This is a genomic window from Kitasatospora sp. NPDC053308 (genome assembly GCF_055585785.1).
In genome coordinates this window covers 57,648-74,042 of record NZ_JBVJJY010000003.1, presented here as the reverse complement: position 1 = coordinate 74,042, position 16,395 = coordinate 57,648, and the positions used below count along the sequence as shown (strand labels likewise).

Here is a 16,395-nt window from a genome sequence, read left to right as displayed (position 1 = left end):
TCACCGTCGATGCCAACGGATCACCGCCTTGGTCGTGGGGGTGCACATGTGGGGGAACGCCCGCGCCGAAACTCCGGGCACGGGCGGGAAGTGCGAGCCATGAAACCGGCGCCCCCGCCACACGTCAATGCTGTTGTCATAAGAGCGCCGCACAGCCCCGCGTGCCCACCCCGCCTGCCCGGCTTCCCGGCTCGCCCCTGCGGTGCGCGCCCCGGGACGGCGCCCCGGCTCCGGCGGCCCGGTCCACTCCCCCGGCCGGGCGCGTACCCGGCGCGGCCGTGCCGGCGACCGCTCACCGACCCCGCCGCGTTCGGTCGCGCGCACCGTCCGGCGGCAAGCCGCCCCGACTTCCCCGGCAGTCGACGCTAGGTCGTGAAGACGCTGGTCACGCCTGACCAGCTCACTCCGGGACGGCTTGCCGCCGGACATGCCGAAGCCCGCCGCCCCGGAGGCGGCGGGGCGGCGGGCGCGGGGCGGCGGGACGGCCGTGGTGGTGGGCGGCGGGCGCGGGGCGGGGTGGGTCAGTCCTGGTAGTACTCCATGCCCAGGTGGGTGATCTGCTCCTCGCCCATCAGCCAGCGGAGGGTGTTCTTCAGCTTGGTCTGCTGGATGAACAGGTCGTGCTCCGGGTAGACCGCGGGGGCGTGCTGCGGGCTCTTGAAGTAGAAGGACAGCCACTCCTGGACGCCGCTGAGGCCCGCGCGCTGGGCCAGGTCCATGAAGAGGACCAGGTCGAGGGCCAGGGGGGCGGCCAGGATGGAGTCCCGGCACAGGAAGTCGACCTTGATCTGCATCGGGTAGCCGAGCCAGCCGAAGATGTCGATGTTGTCCCAGCCCTCCTTGTTGTCACCGCGGGGCGGGTAGTAGTTGATCCGCACCTTGTGGTGGAAGTCGCCGTAGAGCTCGGGGTAGAGGCCCGGCTGCAGGATGTGCTCCAGCACGCCCAGCTTGGTCTTCTCCTTGCTCTTGAAGCTGTCCGGGTCCTCCAGCACCTCGCCGTCGCGGTTGCCGAGGATGTTGGTCGAGTACCAGCCGGCCAGCCCCAGCATGCGGGCCTTCAGCATCGGGGCCAGCACGGTCTTCAGCAGCGTCTGGCCCGACTTGAAGTCCTTGCCCGCGACGGGGACGCCGGTCTCGTGGGCGAGTTCGGTCATCGCCGGGACGTCGGTGGTGAGGTTGGGCGCGCCGTTGATGAAGGGAACGCCCTCCTTGAGCGCCGCGTACGCGTAGATCATCGACGGCGGGACGCTCTCGTCGTTCGCGTCCATCGCGGCCTCCAGGGCGGCGACGGTCTCGTGGGCCGCACCCGGCTCGATGTAGATCTCGGTGGACGCGCACCAGATCACCACCAGCCGGTCGCAGTCGTTCGCGGCCTTGAAGTCGCGGATGTCCCGGCGGACGGCCTCGGCGAGCTCGCGCTTGGTCGCCCCGGTCTTGACGTTGGTGCCCTCGAGCAGCCGCACGTAGTGCTGGTCGAAGACGGCCGGCATCGGCTCGATCTCCTTGAGCTGGGCCGCGATCGGCTCGATGTGGTTGTAGCGGTCGAGCACGCCGCACTTCAGCGCGGCCTCGTACGCGGTGTCGGAGATCGGGTCCCAGGCGCCGAAGACCAGCTGGTCGATGCCCGCCAGCGGCACGAACTCGCGCACGAGCGGGGACCGGTCCTCGGTCCGCTTGCCGAGGCGGATGGTCCCCATCTGCGTGAGCGAACCGACGGGCTCCGCGAGGCCGCGCCGGATCAGCTCGACGCCGGCGATGAAGGTCGACGCCACGGCGCCGAGACCCACGGTCAGAACGCCCAGCCGGCCGGTGGCGGGCTCGATGTGGTGCTTCGTTGTCTCCACGTTCATCCCAGTCTCCAGAGGTGATACCGCGCCGGCGCGCCGTCACCGACGGGGGGCTCGATCACACTGCGCCCGGGTACGGGCCGGTTCGCGGCGCCGCGCTCGGCCACGCCCGACTCGTACGCGACCGCTGCGCCAGTGCTCCAGTGCTCCAGTCACCGAATCGGCGAATCATGTGGCGGTGCGTCAGTTGAATGTATCGGCCCGATGTATCGGTCCGATGTATCGCCACGCTATGGTCTCGGCGCGTACCGCGCAAGTGTCAGTACCGTCCCGCGCCACCGGGACTGACGCACCGTGGACCGCCCGACCCGCCTCCGGCTTACGGGGCCCGCACGGGCCGGCCACGGTGCCGGCCGCCCCGACCGACGACGCCGCGCCGACGCCGCCGCACCGGGAACCGGCGGCCGGCGACCGGCAGCGCCGCACGCCACGACGGCCCTGGGGCCGCCCGGCTCACCGCGCTCCCGACCGCGTCCTTCCTCGGCGAGGTGCTCCGGATCCGCCCCGCCCCTCGGCCGTCTGCGGCAGACGGACCGCGAGCCGACGATGCTCCCCTGCGCGGACCCGGCGACGAAGCGCTCACCTCCGAGCCCTTCGACAACTCGCACACCGGACCGCGCGCGACGGCCGGAGCCGCCCGGTCCCCCGTCACGCTCCGCGCGCCGTCCTCCCGGCCGGACCTCGCGGCCGTGCGGGCGGCCGTCACCCCGAGGCCCCGGCTCCTCCTCTTCCTGAACTCACCGCACCACCCGCCCGACACGGCGCCGACCGTCGGGGGACTCGCCGCCTACTCGCCGTCCGGCCCCGACAGGGCCCGGTGGCGGTGCTCGCGGGGCGGGAGCCCGTACGCGTTCTTGAAGGCCCGGCTGAAGTCGGCGGCCCTGGGGATGCCGCAGCGGGCGGCGATGGCGTGGATCGGTACGGCGCGCAGCGCCGGGTCGGCCAGCTCGCGGTGGGCCTTCCTCAGCCGCTGGGCTCGGATGGCTGCGGCGACGGTCTCGCCCCGGGTCTCCTGGGTGAAGAGGCGATGCAGGTAGCTGACGGAGACGTGGTGCGCGGCGGCGACCGTGGCGGGGGTCAGGTCGGGGTCGTGGAGGTTCTGCCGGATGAACGCCCGGACGTCCTCCACGAGGACGCGCCGACGGGTCTCCGACGGCAGGGTGGTCTCGGCGTCGAGTTCTCGGGCGAGCCAGGCCGCCACCAGGTCCACCAGGACGGCTCCGAGCCGGGGCCCGTCGGCGGGACTCAGGTTCGGGGCCTGCCGGTCCAGGCCGAGGAGGAACTCGCCGAGCAGCGCGCCCGGGCCCTCCCGGCCGCTGAGTCTGCGCCCGAGCAGGTCGCGCAACTGCTGCGGGCGGACGGGCAGCAGCTCCACGGGCAGGTCGAGGCCGACGCCGCCGACCCGGGGCTCCTCCCCCCGGTCGGCGCGGCCGACGCCGTAGACCAGCGAGTCGTACGGGTGCGCGCTGTCGATGATCGACAGGTCTCCGGGCCGGTACGTCTCCCGCTGGTCGGCGCCGCGCCTGATCTCCTGGCAGCCGCTCGTCAGCAGCGTCAGGTGGTACAGCTCGGTGTCGGACCGCCGCACCATGCGCTCGTCGCGCCGGAACCGCGCCGACTGGAACGACGATCCGAACAGGGCCACCTGGCCCAGTTCGAGGCGTCGCACCTGCCCCGTGAAGTCGGCGGCATGGGCGCTGGTCGCCTCGCACTGCCGGGTCCTGCCGATGACCTCCCGCCAGTGCTCGAACCGGTCCTGCGCCGACATGCCGCCGTCTGCCCGTGCGCCGTCCGCACCCGTGGACATCTCCGTCCCTTCGTGTCACGATCCCCGCCGCGTCGGCGAGGCCCCCGCGGCATCCTCACGTCCTGCGGTGGACACGCTCAGTATGAGTCCGGACAGTTCAGGGCGGGGACGGGGCCGAGAGCGACCGCACGGGACGGGCGGCCGGGCCCCGCTCCGGGCCGCTTCCGGCCCCGGCGCGGCCCGGATGAGGTGGGGAAACGCACCGCCGTACCGCGGCCCGAGCGCCCGTGCCCTGCCTGGCGACACGGCGGGTCGGTCCGTACCGTTCTCCCGCCCTCGTCGCTCTGCCGCGAAGGGCCGGCCCGGGACGCGGACCCGCCGCGGGCGTACCGGCGCCGGCGAAAGGAAGGGCCCGCCGAGGACGCGCCGGCCGACCGCGGACGGCACCGCACCGGGGCACACCGCACCGGGCCGGGCCGCACAGCACCGCACCGGGCCACACCGCACCGGGCCGCACCGCACCGGGCCGCACCGCCCCGGGCCGGGCGGCGCCGGGCGGCGCCCGCTGGAGCGGCGGGTGCGGACCTGCGGGCGAGAGCCGCCGGACCGGACATCGGTCCGGAACCAGCACCATCTCCTGCACACCCTGCGCGAGTTCGAGAGGTTCCGGAACGGACGCGGGCCACACCAGGGCCCCGCCAACGCCCGCCCACTCCACTCACCGCCCGCTCCGATCCGGGATCCGGGCCGGATCGCCCGTCTGGACAGACGACGGCGCGACCGCCTGGGCGGCCTCCTCCGCGAGGACCGACCTGCGGCCTGAGCAAGGCGGATGAGGTTTTCGGCAAGCGCGAGGCCCGGCCGCGGCGTCGCGGCATCCGCGGGAAGGGTCAGCGGCGGCGTCGCGGTCTCAGTGGGACCGTGCCGTCCCCGACTGCTGACCGCGGGCACGAGGAACTCCCTGACCGAGCAGGTGGTCGACCAGGTGGGCCACCGCGTGGTCGTCGTTGCTCGGCAGCAACCGGTCGGCGGCGCTGCGGACGGCTTCGGGGGCGTTGGCGGGGGCGGCGCCGAGGCCCGCGAGGCCGAGCATCCCGCGGTCGTTGAGCCCGTCGCCGACGGCGGCGGTCCGGGCGAGGTCCAGGCCGAGGTCCGCCGCGATCCAGGCCAGTGCACCGTGCTTGCCGGTGCCGCGCGGGCCGAGTTCGAGGAAGTGCGGTCCGGACGCGGTGACTTCGGCGTCGGATCCCACCAACTCCTGGACCGAACGTACGAGTTCGGAGCCGAACGGCGCGAACGGACAGGCCAGCAGCTTCACCACGGGCCGTGCCGACTCCACGCCGCCGCGCCACTCGACCCCGTTCCAGTGCCGGGTCAGTCCCTCCGGGAAGCCGGGTTGGACGACCGTCCCGTCCAGCAGGTCGAAGGCCAGCGCCCAGTCCGGGTGCGCCTGCCCGAGGGCGGCCGCGAGCCGGTGCGGCGCCGCCGGGTCGAAGACCAGCTGCCGGCTCGGCCGGTGTTCGCCCGGGCGGAACACCAACGCCCCGTTGCCGTGGGCCCAGTAGGCCGAGGGCGGGATGCCCGCCCGGATCGCGGCCGGCACGTCGCGCGGGGGGCGGGCGGTGATCACCGCGACGGTGAGGCCGGCGGCGACCGCCCGGCCGAGCGCGTCCGACACCGCGCCGGGCAGCGCGCCGGCGGAGTCCAGCAGCGTGCCGTCCAGGTCGCAGGCGAGCAGTCGGTAGCCGTCGGCCATGGTCATCCCTCGGGGGCTTCCGGGAGGAAACGCAGGGTGAGCCGGGCCAGGCCCGCGCCGGTCACCACGGCGTCCACCTCCGCGATGCCGGCGTGCCGGCGGGCCGTCGGCTCCGTGCCGAGCGGCACCCAGAGCCACTGGGTGTCGACGACCGCGCGCCCGAGGACGTCGTCGCCCTCCACCCGGGGGATCCGGTCGGAGAGCCGGGCCGGGATGTCGTGGACGTCGACCGAGGTGACCGCTCCGGACGGACCGAATCCGACCCACACCACCGTCCGGAAGGCCATCAGGACCGCGTCCGGCCCGTCCGCGTCGGGCAGCAGGTCGGCGGACAGCCACCGTCGCCCCTCGTCCCATTCCGCCCCGGGCGTGCGGAGTCCGGTCGTGCCGGCATGCGGTTCCACGGTTCCACTCCTGTCGGTCGCAGTTCGTGCACCTTCAGACGTGCTGGAGGCGGTCGAGCCCGACGACAGGTGGGGTGGCCAGCCTGGCGGGTCGGAGCTCGATCTCCCCTAGGACGGTGTCGCGCGGCGTGGACGCCGCCCAGGACACCACTTCGGCGACGGACTCCACGCTCATCTTGTAGGCGGAGTGGTCGTCGTCGAAGTTCCGGATCGCTCCGGGACTGAGCAGGGTGGTGCGCACCCCGTGCCGGCGCTCCTCCATCAGCAGCACCTCGGCCACCTGCTTGAGCGCGGCCTTGGTCGCGCAGTACGCGACCCCGCCCTCGAACGGCCGGGAGCCGGCGTGCGAGCCCATCAGCACGATGTGCCCCTGGCTGCGGCGCAGCAGCGGCAGCGCGGCCTGGACGATCCGCACCGGCGCGGTGAGGTTGACCGCGACGGCCTCGTCCCAGTCCTGCGCGGTGACGTCCGCGACGGCGCCGAAGCCGCGGGTGACGGCGTTGACGACCAGCAGGTCCAGCCGGGGGGCGTCGGCCAGGACCCGCTGGGCGGCCAGGGCGACGGCGGCGGGGTCGCCGAAGTCGACGGTGGCCGCGTCCTCGTGGTCGGCGCAGGGAGTGCGGTTGAGGCAGCGGACGTCGTAGCCGTCGGCGATCAGCCGGCTGCGGACGGCCCGTCCGGTGCCCCGGTTGCTCCCGGTCACCAGGGCGATCGGCGGTTCCGGGGGCTCACTCACCGGAGACCATCGAGATGAGTTCGGCCCAGCGGGCGAGGATGTCCTCCCGGCCGGCGCCCTGGCGGAACATGTCCTTGTCGTAGGGCAGGCCGTCGACGGTCTTGAGGCGCATGCAGTCCGGCGATATCTCCGAGTTGACGACCAGTCCGTGCTTGTCGTCGGGAGCGATGACGAGGCAGAAGTCCCAGAGGTCGAGCGGCGCGAGCAGTTCGCGCAGGGCCGTGTTGCAGTCGAGCGCGACCTGCCGGTGGTGTTCCACGTCGACGCCGAGCAGCCGGAGGTAGTCCTCGCCGATCGGCTGGTCCTCCGGGTCGACCCGGTAGTCGAACTTCACCACCGGGCGGTCCAGGACCTGCCCCTCCTCGAAGAGGCCGGGGTACTTGCGGGTGGTCGAGCCGGTGGCCCGGTTCTTGACGATGACCTCGAACGGCGGGGCCGGCCGGTAGTCGGCGAGGTAACTCGTCGGCCCCACCCGCTCGCGGAAGACGGTGTGGACACCGCGTTCGGCGAGCCGCGCCGAAACGTACTCGAAGAAGTCGAGACGCAACTCGGCTGTTCCGTCGACGAGTTCGTCGCGATCGAAGGTGAAACTCCGCAGTGAGGGAATCATCTCGATCAGGCAGAGGCCCTCGTCGACATGCCAGAGTTTCTTGCTCCGCCCCTGGATGTCCGGAGTGCGGGAAGTCACGGAAACCGCGTCTAAGGAGGCCACGATTCGCTCCATGAGGTCGGGCACATAACGGTGCCTGGGACTTAAATGATCAGCGGTGCGGCAAGTCTGGCACGGGCGCGACTGGAAAGAAAGGGTCTCCGACAGGTTTAGACGGGGGCATGTCATGATCGGGGGGGCTGGACTCAGAAGTGTTCCAGCAACTCCGCGAACCTGCGCAGCGCGAGCGTCGCCTCCTCGGGCCGGAACTCGTCGTGCTCCAGCACCCAGGTGTGCTCGTGCGGAATGTAGACGGCCTTCAGGCCGGCCCGGAGAGCGGGCAGGATGTCGGACTTCGGCGAGTTGCCGATCATCCAGGTGCGTTCGGCGTCCAGGTCCAGGTCGGCGACGAGCCGCCGGTACGTGTCCACGTTCTTCTCGGGCACGATGTGGATGCCGCGGAAGTGGTGGGCGATCCGGGAGATTTCCACCTTCCGCTGCTGCTCCTCCAGGTTCCCCTTGGTGAGCAGCAGCAGTTCGTGGTTCGCGGAGAGCGCGAGGAGGGTTTCCTCGACGCCCTCGATCAGCTCGACCTGGCGGTTCGTCAGGGGAGAGAGGAGTTCCTCCACCCGCGCGTTCTCGGCGTCCGTGGCGATGCGCCCGTTGAGGGTCTCCAGGCAGTCCCGGAGGCTCTGCCGGAACATCTCCGCGCCGTAGCCGAGGGTCACCGCGTTCCTCGCCTCGATCTCGTCCAGGAGTGCCCTGGTACGGGTGCGATCCTCGGGCCCGGCGGCCCAGTTCAGGAAGCCGTCGATGACGCGCTCGAAGAGAACGTTGTTCTCCCACAGCGTGTCGTCGGCGTCGAAGACGAGCGTCTGGCCCTTGAACATCACTGATCCACCTCGAAGTGCGTGCCGATGACCTGTGCCGCCGACCGCTCCGGAGACCGTGCCGGGGACTGCGCGCCGAGGACCCGGTCCCCCGGCGCGGGACGTGAGCCGACCGAGCGGACTCCGAACGGGCCCGGAAGCGGTCGTGCAGAATGGTCATCATGCCAGAGCAGCACCGGATTCGCGGGCGTCGAGCCGCGGAGATCGCCGCCGACGTGGAGCAGGCGGTCGCCGCCGGACACCTCGCCCCCGGCAGCCCCCTTCCCCCGCTCCGCCGGCTCGCGACCGAGTTGGGCGTGAACCCCAACACCGCTGCGGCGGCGTACCGTCTGCTGCGCGACCGCGGCGTCATCGAGACCGGCGGCCGACGCGGCACCCGGGTGCTGCCCCGCCCCACCCATACGCCGCTCGACCAGCGGCCGTTCGACGTTCCGGTCGGCGTACGGGACCTGACGGACGGAAACCCCAACGCCGCGCTGCTCCCGCCGCTCGCCGACGCCCTGGCCTTCGCGGCCGACGAGCAGCTGCGCGCGCCGGTGCTGTACGGCCACCCGGCGATGGACCCCGGCCTGCTGGCCATCGCCCGGCGGGAGTTCGCCGCCGACGGCCTGCCGGACGAGTCCACCGCCGTCGCCTCGGGCGCCCTGGACGCGATCGAGCGGGTGCTGCAGACCCGGCTGCGCCCGGGCGACCTGGTCGCCGTCGAGGACCCGGGCTGGGGCAGTCTGCACGACCTGCTCCCGGCGCTCGGCCTGCGGATGACCGGGGTCGGGATGGACGACGACGGCCCCCGCCCGCAGGACGTCGCGGAGGCACTGGCGGCCGGCGCCGCCGCCCTGGTGATCACCTCGCGCGCCCAGAACCCCACCGGCGCGACGGTCGGCGCCGCCCGGGCCGCCGAGCTGCGCGCGGTGCTGGCGGACCGCCCCGACGTCCTGCTGATCGAGGACGACTTCGGGCACGCCATCGCGGACACCCCGTACCACCCGGTGTGCGCGGCGGACGGACGCCCGGTCGTGCGGCACTGGACGGTGGTCCGCTCGGTCACCAAACTCCTCGGCCCCGACATGCGGTTGGCCGTGCTGACCGGCGACGCCGACACCGTGGACCGGCTGCGCGGCCGCCAGCGGCTGGGCACCGGCTGGGTCAGCCACGTGCTCCAGCGGGCTGCGGTCCGGCTCCTGGAGGACACCTCGGTGGACCGCGCCCGGGTGGCCGCCCACTACTCCGCGCGGCGCCACGCGCTGATCCGCGCCCTGGCCGCGGAGGGCGTGGCGGCCCTGGGCCGCAGCGGCTTCAACATCTGGATCCCGGTGCGGGACGAGACCTCGGCCGTGGTGGCGCTGCTCCAGCGGGGCTGGGCGGTGGCGCCGGGCGCGACGTTCCGGTTGCGCTCCGGCCCCGGGCTGCGGCTGACCGTCTCGGGCCTCGCCCTGGAGGAGATCCCGGCGCTGGCGGCGGACCTGGCCGCCGCTTTCCGGGGGCATCCGGAGCGCGGGCGCCTGTCCTGAGGACGCGTGAGGCGTCCTTGACAGCGGGGATCGGGGCGAACGATCCTGGCGGGCGGATCTGGAGGGAAGTCGGCCGTTCCGCCTCTCCACCGACCGTTCCCCCGGCCCCGCCCGACCGGACGCCCGGCACCACCCGCCGGTCGCGCTCGGGCAGGCCGTTTCCACGCCCACTCAGCACGGACCGAGGAGTCCGAAGGCCGTGACGTCGATATTCGAGCGCCTGCACGACCACACCCTCGCCGACCTGGGCGCGCTCGACGCGCCCTACGACACCGGCCACCTCTCCCGGACCGCCGCGCTGGCGGGCCGGATCGCCGAGGAGTCGGGGCTCGCCGCGGGCACCGCCCACTGCGCCGCCTACCTGTACCACCGCTTCCGCCTGCCCGGTGCGCGGGACGCCCCGGCCGGCATCCGGGACACCGCCCGCGACTTCCTGACCCGCTCGCGGGTGCCCGGGGAGCTGCACCAGGACCTGCTCGCGGTGGTCGGCGCGGGCACCCGGCCCGCCGAAAGCCCTTACGGCGCGGCCGTGCTGGACGCCGAGCGGATCGACGCGATGGGCGCCGCCGGGCTCCAGCGGGCGCTGACCGGGGAGGGCCCGCCCTGGCACCCGGACGACCCGGACGGGCCGGTGGGCCGCTCCCGGCCGGCCCCGCCGGAGCTCTACGAGGCACTGCTGCGGACCGAGCGCGAGCTGCTGACCGAGCCGGCCCGCCGGCTGGCCGCCGACCGGATGGATTTGGTGCACCGGCTGGCCGCCGACTACCGGACGGAGGCGCGGCTGGGCCTCCTCCCGCGCGGGCCCGGCCCCGGGCCGGCGGCCGTGCCCCGGGTGGACTGGGATCCCAAGTCCGGCTTCCTGCAGGCCGTGTTCGACGCCCCGGCGACCGGCCCGCTGGTGCGGATCGGCTACCGCGGCGAGGTCTGGCTGACCTTCGACGAGCGGGACCGGCTGCTCGGCGTCGACCTGCGCGACGCCCCGCCCGCCCTGCTCGCCCTGCTCCCGGCCGGGTACCAGCACCGCTACTTCTGGCACAGCACGGCCCGCGGCGACGGCACGGCGTGCTGGGCGGACCACTCCGCCGGGCACGCCTGGGTCACCGTCGCGCCGGGCCCGGCCCACCACCGCGCGACCGCCGTGACGGACATCGAGGTGGGGGTACGTGCCGACCGTCCGGCGGTGCTACGTCTTCATGTTCAGGTCAGTCCCTGAATCGACGGGTATGCGCGCGTAGACTCCCCTAAGGTGGTGCTCATGAGCTTCCTCGTCTTACTCCGGTCCCCTTCCGTCACCCGTCTGTTGCTGGGTAGTTGGGTGGGGAGGCTGCCCTCGGCCATGGCTGCGCTGACCATCCCGCTGGCGCTGCGCGAGGCCGGGTCGGGGTACGACTTCGTCGGCGTCGCGGCCGGTTCCTACGCGATCTCGGCGGCGGTCGGCTCGCCGCTGCTCGGCCGGCTGGTCGACCGCTGGGGGCAGACCCGCGTCCTGGTGCCGACCGCGCTGCTCGCGGCGGCGGGCTTCATCGCCATCGCGCTGGCGCCCGACCAGCCCGCCGCCGTGCTGGTCGGCGCGGTGCTCGCGGGCTCGATGACGCCCCCGCTGGAGCCCTGCCTGCGGGTGCTCTGGCCCGTGATCGCCCCCGCCGAGAAGCTGGAGTCGGCCTACGCGCTGGACTCCAGCGCCCAGGAACTCGTCTTCGTCGCGGGCCCCCTGGTGGTCACCGGAAGCGTCGCGATCTGGTCGCCGACGGCCGCGCTGTACGTCCAGGCGCTGCTCGGGCTGTTCGGGGTCGCGGTGGTGGCCGGCTCCCGGCCGTCCCGGGAGTGGCGGGCCGAGGCGCGCTCGACCGACTGGCTCGGCCCGCTGCGCAGCGGCCGGCTGGTCACCCTGCTGAGCGCGCTGATCGGGGTGGGCTTCGCGATCGGCACCCTGAACGTGCTGGTGGTCTCGTACGCGGAGCGCTGGGACGTGCCCGGCGGCGCGCCCTCGCTGCTGGCCCTGAACGCCTTCGGTTCGCTGGCCGGTGTGCTGGTGTACGGCTCGCGCCGCTGGCCGGGCACGCTCGCCGACCGCGGACTGCTGTTCGCCGGGGGCCTGGTGGTCGGGTACGGGCTGCTGGTCCTGGTGCCGCCGCCGGGCTACATGATGGTGCTGATGCTGCTCACCGGCGCGTTCCTGGCCCCGATGCTGACCGTCACCTTCGTGCTGGTGGGCGAGTTGGCGCCGCCGGGCACCACCACCGAGGCCTTCGCCTGGCTGGTGACGCTGTTCGCGGCCGGCACCTCGCTGGGCTCGGCGGCCGTGGGCAACGTGCTGGCGCACACCAACGAGCACTGGGCGGCGCTGTGCGGCGCCGCGGGTGCCCTGGTCACCCTGACCGTCCTGGCCCTCGGCCGCAGGGGCTTCGCCGGCGTCCCGGCGTCCGCCCCGGCCCCGGCCGCCACGGACGCGGCCCAGCTCTGAGGAACGACCGCGGGAACAGCGACCGCGAGAACAACGACGGTGGGCCTCCGGAACCAGGGTTCCGGAGGCCCACCGTCGTTGCGGGACGGGCGCGTCAGCGCGTCGGGACGGCCATCCCGAGGTGGTCGCGCAGGGTCCGCCCGCCGTACTCCTTGCGGAACAGCCCGCGCCGCTGGAGCACCGGCACCACCAGCTCGGTGAACGCCGTGACGGACCCCGGGACGTACGCCGGGTAGATGTTGAAGCCGTCGGCGGCGCCTCCCTCGAACCAGTCCTGGATCATGTCGGCCACCTCCTCCGGGTTGCCCACCACGGTGTGCGAGAGCTGGGCGGGGGTGGCGTGGACGAGGTCCCCGTAGGTGATCCGGTCCGGCCCGTCGACGGTGCGCCTGGTCAGCCGGGTGATCTCGGCGAGCCGCCGGGCGCCCTCCTCGGAGACGGCCGCCAGGGTCTCGGCCGGGACGGCCGCGGCCAGGTCGTTGCCGCGCACGTCCACCCCGAACACCTCGGAGGCGGAGGTGAGGTTGCGCCGGTGGCCCTCGCCGATGCCGCCCGCGCGCACGATGTCGCCGATCTCCTGCTCCGGGTCGAGCACCAGCAGCGCGTTGAGCCGGTCGTGCAGGGCGACCGCCTCCTCGGTGGTGGGCGCGACGATCGGGGTCAGGCCGGGGAGCACCGCGACGTGGTCGGCGCGGCCGTACCGGGCGGCCCTGGCCTTGATGTCCGCGTAGTACTCCCGGCGCTTGGCCAGCGTCGGTTGCGGTCCGGCGAACACGATGTCCGCGTCGCGGGCGCCGAGTTCGCGGGAGCGGTCCGAGGTGCCGGCGTTGAACACGACCACGTGGCCCTGCGGCGGGCGGGCGACGTCCAGCGGGCCGTCCACCGAGAAGAACTCGCCGCGGTGGTCGATCCGGCGGGCCCCGCTGCCGTCCGCCTCCGGGGCGGAGTCCCACAGCTCGCGGACGACCCGGAGGGTCTCCTCCGCCCAGTCGTAGCGGCGGGAGGTGTCCCAGTGGACGTCCCGGCCGAAGTTGTGGGCCGCCGCGGGGTCCGCGCCGGTCACCAGGTTCCAGGCCGCGCGCCCGCTGCTGAGGTGGTCCAGCGAGGCGAGCAGCCGGGCGATGGTGTACGGGTCGGAGTAGGTCGGGTTGGCGGTGACCACCACGCCGATGCGGCTGGTGGCGGCGGCGATCGCCATGGCCGTGCTGTACGGCTCCAGCCGGGAGATCTGCGCCGGGTTGCTGTGCTGCAGGGCCGGGTCGCTGGCCAGTCGGTCGCCGAGGAAGACGAAGTCGAACTTGGCCCGCTCGGCTTCGCGGCTGACCTCCTGGATGAGGCCGATGTCGTAGGCGGCGTCGGCGGCCGCGTCGGGGTGGCGCCACCCGGCGGCGTGGGTGCCGGTCGCCCAGAACATCAGCCCGAGGTGCAGTTCTCGCTCGGACACGTCGTCAGCTCCTCTCCGCGCCGGCGGCCGTGAGCCGGGCGACGATCCGGTTGGCGGGCCGGGCCAGCCCCAGGTGTCCGCGCAGGGTGCCGGCTCCGGACGTGCCCGAGTAGCGCCCCGCCGCCCGCAGTTCTGGCAGCACCAGGTCGGTGAACGCCTCGACGCCGCCCGGCAGCGGAAGGCGCAGCACAAAGCCGTCGAGCGGTGTGCGGTCGGCCCAGGCGGCGAGTTGCCCGGCCACCTCCGCCGGGTCGCCGACCAGCACGGCGTGGCCGTCGTCCGACTGCGGGGCGCCCGCGGCCGCGTGGAGCTCGCGGGCACGCCGCGCCGTCGCGGCGACGAAGGGGGTGACGGTGCCGAGCAGCGGCCGCTCCGCGGCCTGCGCCCGGTCGGGGGCCCCCGCGACCAGCACGTCCGCCGAGGCGGCGAGCAGCGGCTCGTCGGCCGGGGCCAGCACCACCGGGTGGCCCTGCGGCGGGCGGACCAGGTTCAGCGGCCCGCGCACCCGCAGCGCCGTGCCCTCGTAGTCGAGCACGTGGACGCGGTCCGGGTCGATGAACCGCCCGGTGTCCTTCTCGTGCACGAACGCGCCGTCCTCCCACGTGTCCCACAGGTCGCGCAGCAGCGGCGGGAACTCCGCGGTACGGGCCTCCAGGCCGTCCGCCGGGTCGAACCCGTCCCGGCGGTGGTTGGCGGCCGCCTCCGGGTCGGGGCCGGTCACCACCCGCCAGCCGGCCCGGCCGGCGCTGAGGTGGTCCAGCGAGGCGAGCATCCGGGCCAGGTTGTACGGCTCGCAGTAGGCCGGTGCCGCGTCCACCACCAGGCCGATCCGCCGGGTGCGCACCGCGAGCAGCGAGCTGGCGACGATCGCGGCGGGCGGGGCCGCCCGGCCGGGCCGGGCGGCCGGGCGGTCACCGAGGAGCAGGGCGTGCACCCCGGCCTCCTCGGCCCGGCCGGCCGCCGCGACGATCCCGGCGGCCGGCCCGGCGAGCAGTTCCTCGGGCAGCTGGTAGACCAGCACCAGTCCGGTCACGACCGGCCCCCGTTCGCCCCGAACAGCTCCGCCACCGAGGCATCGTACGCACCGCTGATCCTGAACGCCTTGGCGGCCAGCGCCAGTCGGCGCTCCGCCGGGACGGCGGACGGGTGGCCGCCGCCCTCCTCCAGCAGCTTCAGCACCTCGCCGTAGTCGTCCGGGTCGCTGAGCGGGATGACGTGCTCGAAGTTCTTCGCCGCCCCGCGCAGCATCGCGGGGCCGCCGACGTCGATCTTCTCCCGGAAGTCGGCCGGCTCCAGGCCCGGCCGCGGCTCGGGCAGCAGGTAGTAGTTGTTGCAGACCAGGTCGATCCGGGGGATCCCGTACTCCGCCATCTCGCGCAGGTCGGAGTCGGTCTCCCGGGCCAGGATGCCGCCCATCACGGACACGGTCAGGGTCTTGACCCGGCCGCCCAGCAGGGTCGGGACGCCGGCCAGGTCGGCGATGTCCTCGACCTGGTGGCCCGCGTCGCGCAGCAGCCGGTACGTCCCCTCCGTGGCCGCGACCCTCCAGCCGAGGCGGAGCAGTCCGGCGGCCAGCGGCTCGATGTTCCGCTTGTCGCTCACCGCGAGTACGGCCAGCATGTCAGCGATCCTCCTTGAGTGGTCGTCCTTCAGTGGTCGTCTACTTGATCTCGATGAGCGCGTCGCGGTGGGAGCCGACCGACACGTGGCGCACCGGCACCCCGAGCTGTTCCTCGATCGCCTCGACGTACTGCCGGGCGCCGGAGGGGAGTTGCTCGTAGCTGCGGACGCCGGAGATGTCCTCGTCCCAGCCCGGCAGGGTCTCGTACACCGGGGTGCTGGCCGCCAGCTCGGCCGGCCGGGGGCTGAACTCCCGCACCGTGCGGCCGTCCCGCTCGTAGGCCACGCACAGGTCGAGCTCGCCGGTTCCGCTGAGCTGGTCCAGGTTGGTGACGGCCACCTCGTCGGCGCCCTGGACCCGCACGCCGTAGCGGGTGGCCACCGCGTCGAAGGCGCCCAGCCGGCGGGGCCGGTTGGTGGTGGAGCCGTACTCGCCCCACTGGCGGCGCAGCCGGTCAGCGCGCTCCTCGTCGAACTCCGTCACGAACGGCCCGGCGCCGACGCAGGAGGAGAACGCCTTCGTCACGCCGACGGTGCGGTCCACCCGCGCCCAGGGGACGCCGATGCCCACCGGCGCGTGGCCGGCCAGGCAGGTGGACGAGGTGGTGTACGGGTAGATGCCGAAGTACAGGTCCTTCAGCGCGCCCAACTGGCCCTCGGCGATGACGCGGGCGCCGTCGTCCAGCGCCTTGCCGAGCAGTTCGGTGGCGTCGACCACGTGCGGCTCCAGCCGTTCGGCGACGTCCAGGGCCCAGCGGGTGACCTCCTCCAGGCGCAGCGGCGCCGCCCCGTAGATCCGCACCAGCCGCTCGTTCGCCCAGTCCAGTACGGCGGCGAGGCGACCGGGCAGGTTCTCCCGGTCGTAGAGCTCCCGCACCAGCAGGGTCTTCTTCATCACCCGGTCGCCGTAGGCCGGCGAGATGCCGCGCCGGGTCGAGCCGTACCGGCCGTCCGAGAGCCGCTCCTCCTCGGCGCCGTCGAGGTCGCGGTGGAACGGGAAGCAGATCGAGGCGGCGTCGGCCACCAGCAGCCGGTCCGCCGTCACGTCCTGGTCCCGGATCGCCTCGAACTCTCCGAGGAAGCCCTCGACGTCGACGGTCATGCCGGGGCCCAGCACGCCGGTCACGGTGGGGCGCAGCACGCTGCTGGGCAGGCTGTGCAGCTTGAACTTCCCCTGGTCGGTGTGGATCGTGTGACCGGCGTTGCTGCCGCCGTGGTAGCGAACCGTGTAGTCGGCCTCGGCGGAGAGGTTGTCGACCATTCTTCCCTTGCCCTCGTCACCCCAGTTGAGGCCCACGATTGCCTTCAGCACGACGAAACTCCCTCA

At 73.8% G+C, this 16,395-nt stretch carries 14 protein-coding genes; 3 read left to right on the top strand and 11 right to left on the bottom strand.

Going from position 1 to position 16,395, the window contains the following annotated elements; translation table 11 throughout:
• Positions 1-521 precede the first annotated feature (521 nt).
• The 7 genes from ACZ6Y7_RS08375 to ACZ6Y7_RS08345 all read right to left on the bottom strand — a co-directional run bounded on the left by ACZ6Y7_RS08375 (position 522) and on the right by ACZ6Y7_RS08345 (position 8,029).
• Positions 522-1,850 (bottom strand): inositol-3-phosphate synthase, encoded by a 1,329-nt coding sequence (locus ACZ6Y7_RS08375; protein WP_465757071.1) that lies wholly within the window; start codon positions 1,848-1,850, stop codon positions 522-524.
• Between the two features lie 784 nt (positions 1,851-2,634).
• Complete coding sequence (locus ACZ6Y7_RS08370; RefSeq protein ID WP_465757070.1) at positions 2,635-3,654, bottom strand: helix-turn-helix domain-containing protein; 1,020 nt, start codon at positions 3,652-3,654, stop codon at positions 2,635-2,637.
• Between the two features lie 850 nt (positions 3,655-4,504).
• Entirely contained in the window at positions 4,505-5,356 is an 852-nt protein-coding gene (locus ACZ6Y7_RS08365; RefSeq protein WP_465757069.1) for an HAD family hydrolase, read from the bottom strand.
• Positions 5,353-5,754: a hypothetical protein gene (locus ACZ6Y7_RS08360; RefSeq protein WP_465757068.1), complete on the bottom strand. Its 402-nt coding sequence runs from the start codon at positions 5,752-5,754 to the stop codon at positions 5,353-5,355. Before ACZ6Y7_RS08360 ends, ACZ6Y7_RS08365 begins: the two co-directional genes overlap by 4 nt.
• Positions 5,755-5,788: 34 nt before the next feature.
• Positions 5,789-6,490, bottom strand: a complete 702-nt coding sequence (locus ACZ6Y7_RS08355) for an SDR family oxidoreductase (RefSeq protein WP_465757067.1) — start codon at positions 6,488-6,490, stop codon at positions 5,789-5,791.
• Entirely contained in the window at positions 6,483-7,178 is a 696-nt protein-coding gene (locus ACZ6Y7_RS08350; protein ID WP_465757066.1) for a phosphoribosylaminoimidazolesuccinocarboxamide synthase, read from the bottom strand. The genes ACZ6Y7_RS08355 and ACZ6Y7_RS08350 overlap by 8 nt, the downstream gene beginning before the upstream one ends.
• Before the next feature lie 167 nt (positions 7,179-7,345).
• Positions 7,346-8,029: an HAD family hydrolase gene (locus ACZ6Y7_RS08345; protein ID WP_465757065.1), complete on the bottom strand. Its 684-nt coding sequence runs from the start codon at positions 8,027-8,029 to the stop codon at positions 7,346-7,348.
• Between the two features lie 161 nt (positions 8,030-8,190).
• Between ACZ6Y7_RS08345 and ACZ6Y7_RS08340 the strand changes: the two genes are divergently transcribed.
• The 3 genes from ACZ6Y7_RS08340 to ACZ6Y7_RS08330 all read left to right on the top strand — a co-directional run bounded on the left by ACZ6Y7_RS08340 (position 8,191) and on the right by ACZ6Y7_RS08330 (position 12,004).
• Positions 8,191-9,540 carry an aminotransferase class I/II-fold pyridoxal phosphate-dependent enzyme gene (locus tag ACZ6Y7_RS08340; protein ID WP_465757064.1) on the top strand — a complete coding sequence of 450 codons (1,350 nt, stop codon included), beginning with the start codon at positions 8,191-8,193 and terminating at the stop codon, positions 9,538-9,540.
• A gap of 199 nt (positions 9,541-9,739) precedes the next feature.
• A complete protein-coding gene (locus ACZ6Y7_RS08335; protein ID WP_465757063.1) occupies positions 9,740-10,753 on the top strand; it encodes an HD domain-containing protein in 1,014 nt (337 codons plus the stop codon).
• 42 nt (positions 10,754-10,795) lie between these two features.
• A complete protein-coding gene (locus ACZ6Y7_RS08330; RefSeq protein ID WP_465757062.1) occupies positions 10,796-12,004 on the top strand; it encodes an MFS transporter in 1,209 nt (402 codons plus the stop codon).
• Between the two features lie 94 nt (positions 12,005-12,098).
• Here the strand turns inward: ACZ6Y7_RS08330 and ACZ6Y7_RS08325 are convergent, their stop codons facing one another.
• The 4 genes from ACZ6Y7_RS08325 to ACZ6Y7_RS08310 are packed head-to-tail and all read right to left on the bottom strand — an operon-like array spanning position 12,099 to position 16,380.
• A complete protein-coding gene (locus ACZ6Y7_RS08325; RefSeq protein WP_465757061.1) occupies positions 12,099-13,448 on the bottom strand; it encodes an NtaA/DmoA family FMN-dependent monooxygenase in 1,350 nt (449 codons plus the stop codon).
• 4 nt (positions 13,449-13,452) lie between these two features.
• On the bottom strand, positions 13,453-14,481 hold the full coding sequence (locus tag ACZ6Y7_RS08320; protein WP_465757060.1) for an LLM class flavin-dependent oxidoreductase: 1,029 nt from the start codon (positions 14,479-14,481) through the stop codon (positions 13,453-13,455).
• Entirely contained in the window at positions 14,478-15,068 is a 591-nt protein-coding gene (locus tag ACZ6Y7_RS08315; protein WP_465757059.1) for a hypothetical protein, read from the bottom strand. The genes ACZ6Y7_RS08320 and ACZ6Y7_RS08315 overlap by 4 nt, the downstream gene beginning before the upstream one ends.
• Before the next feature lie 40 nt (positions 15,069-15,108).
• Complete coding sequence (locus ACZ6Y7_RS08310; RefSeq protein WP_465757058.1) at positions 15,109-16,380, bottom strand: adenylosuccinate synthase; 1,272 nt, start codon at positions 16,378-16,380, stop codon at positions 15,109-15,111.
• Between the last annotated feature and the right edge of the window lie 15 nt (positions 16,381-16,395).

Excerpts from the sequence above, each read along its gene's own strand:
- ACZ6Y7_RS08330 (WP_465757062.1), top strand. The coding sequence starts at position 10,796 with ATGAGCTTCCTCGTCTTACTCCGGTCCCCTTCCGTCACCCGTCTGTTG.
- ACZ6Y7_RS08365 (WP_465757069.1), bottom strand. The coding sequence starts at position 5,356 with ATGACCATGGCCGACGGCTACCGACTGCTCGCCTGCGACCTGGACGGC.
- ACZ6Y7_RS08375 (WP_465757071.1), bottom strand. The coding sequence starts at position 1,850 with ATGAACGTGGAGACAACGAAGCACCACATCGAGCCCGCCACCGGCCGG.
- ACZ6Y7_RS08370 (WP_465757070.1), bottom strand. The coding sequence starts at position 3,654 with ATGTCCACGGGTGCGGACGGCGCACGGGCAGACGGCGGCATGTCGGCG.
- ACZ6Y7_RS08340 (WP_465757064.1), top strand. The coding sequence starts at position 8,191 with ATGCCAGAGCAGCACCGGATTCGCGGGCGTCGAGCCGCGGAGATCGCC.
- ACZ6Y7_RS08315 (WP_465757059.1), bottom strand. The coding sequence starts at position 15,068 with ATGCTGGCCGTACTCGCGGTGAGCGACAAGCGGAACATCGAGCCGCTG.
- ACZ6Y7_RS08345 (WP_465757065.1), bottom strand. The coding sequence starts at position 8,029 with ATGTTCAAGGGCCAGACGCTCGTCTTCGACGCCGACGACACGCTGTGG.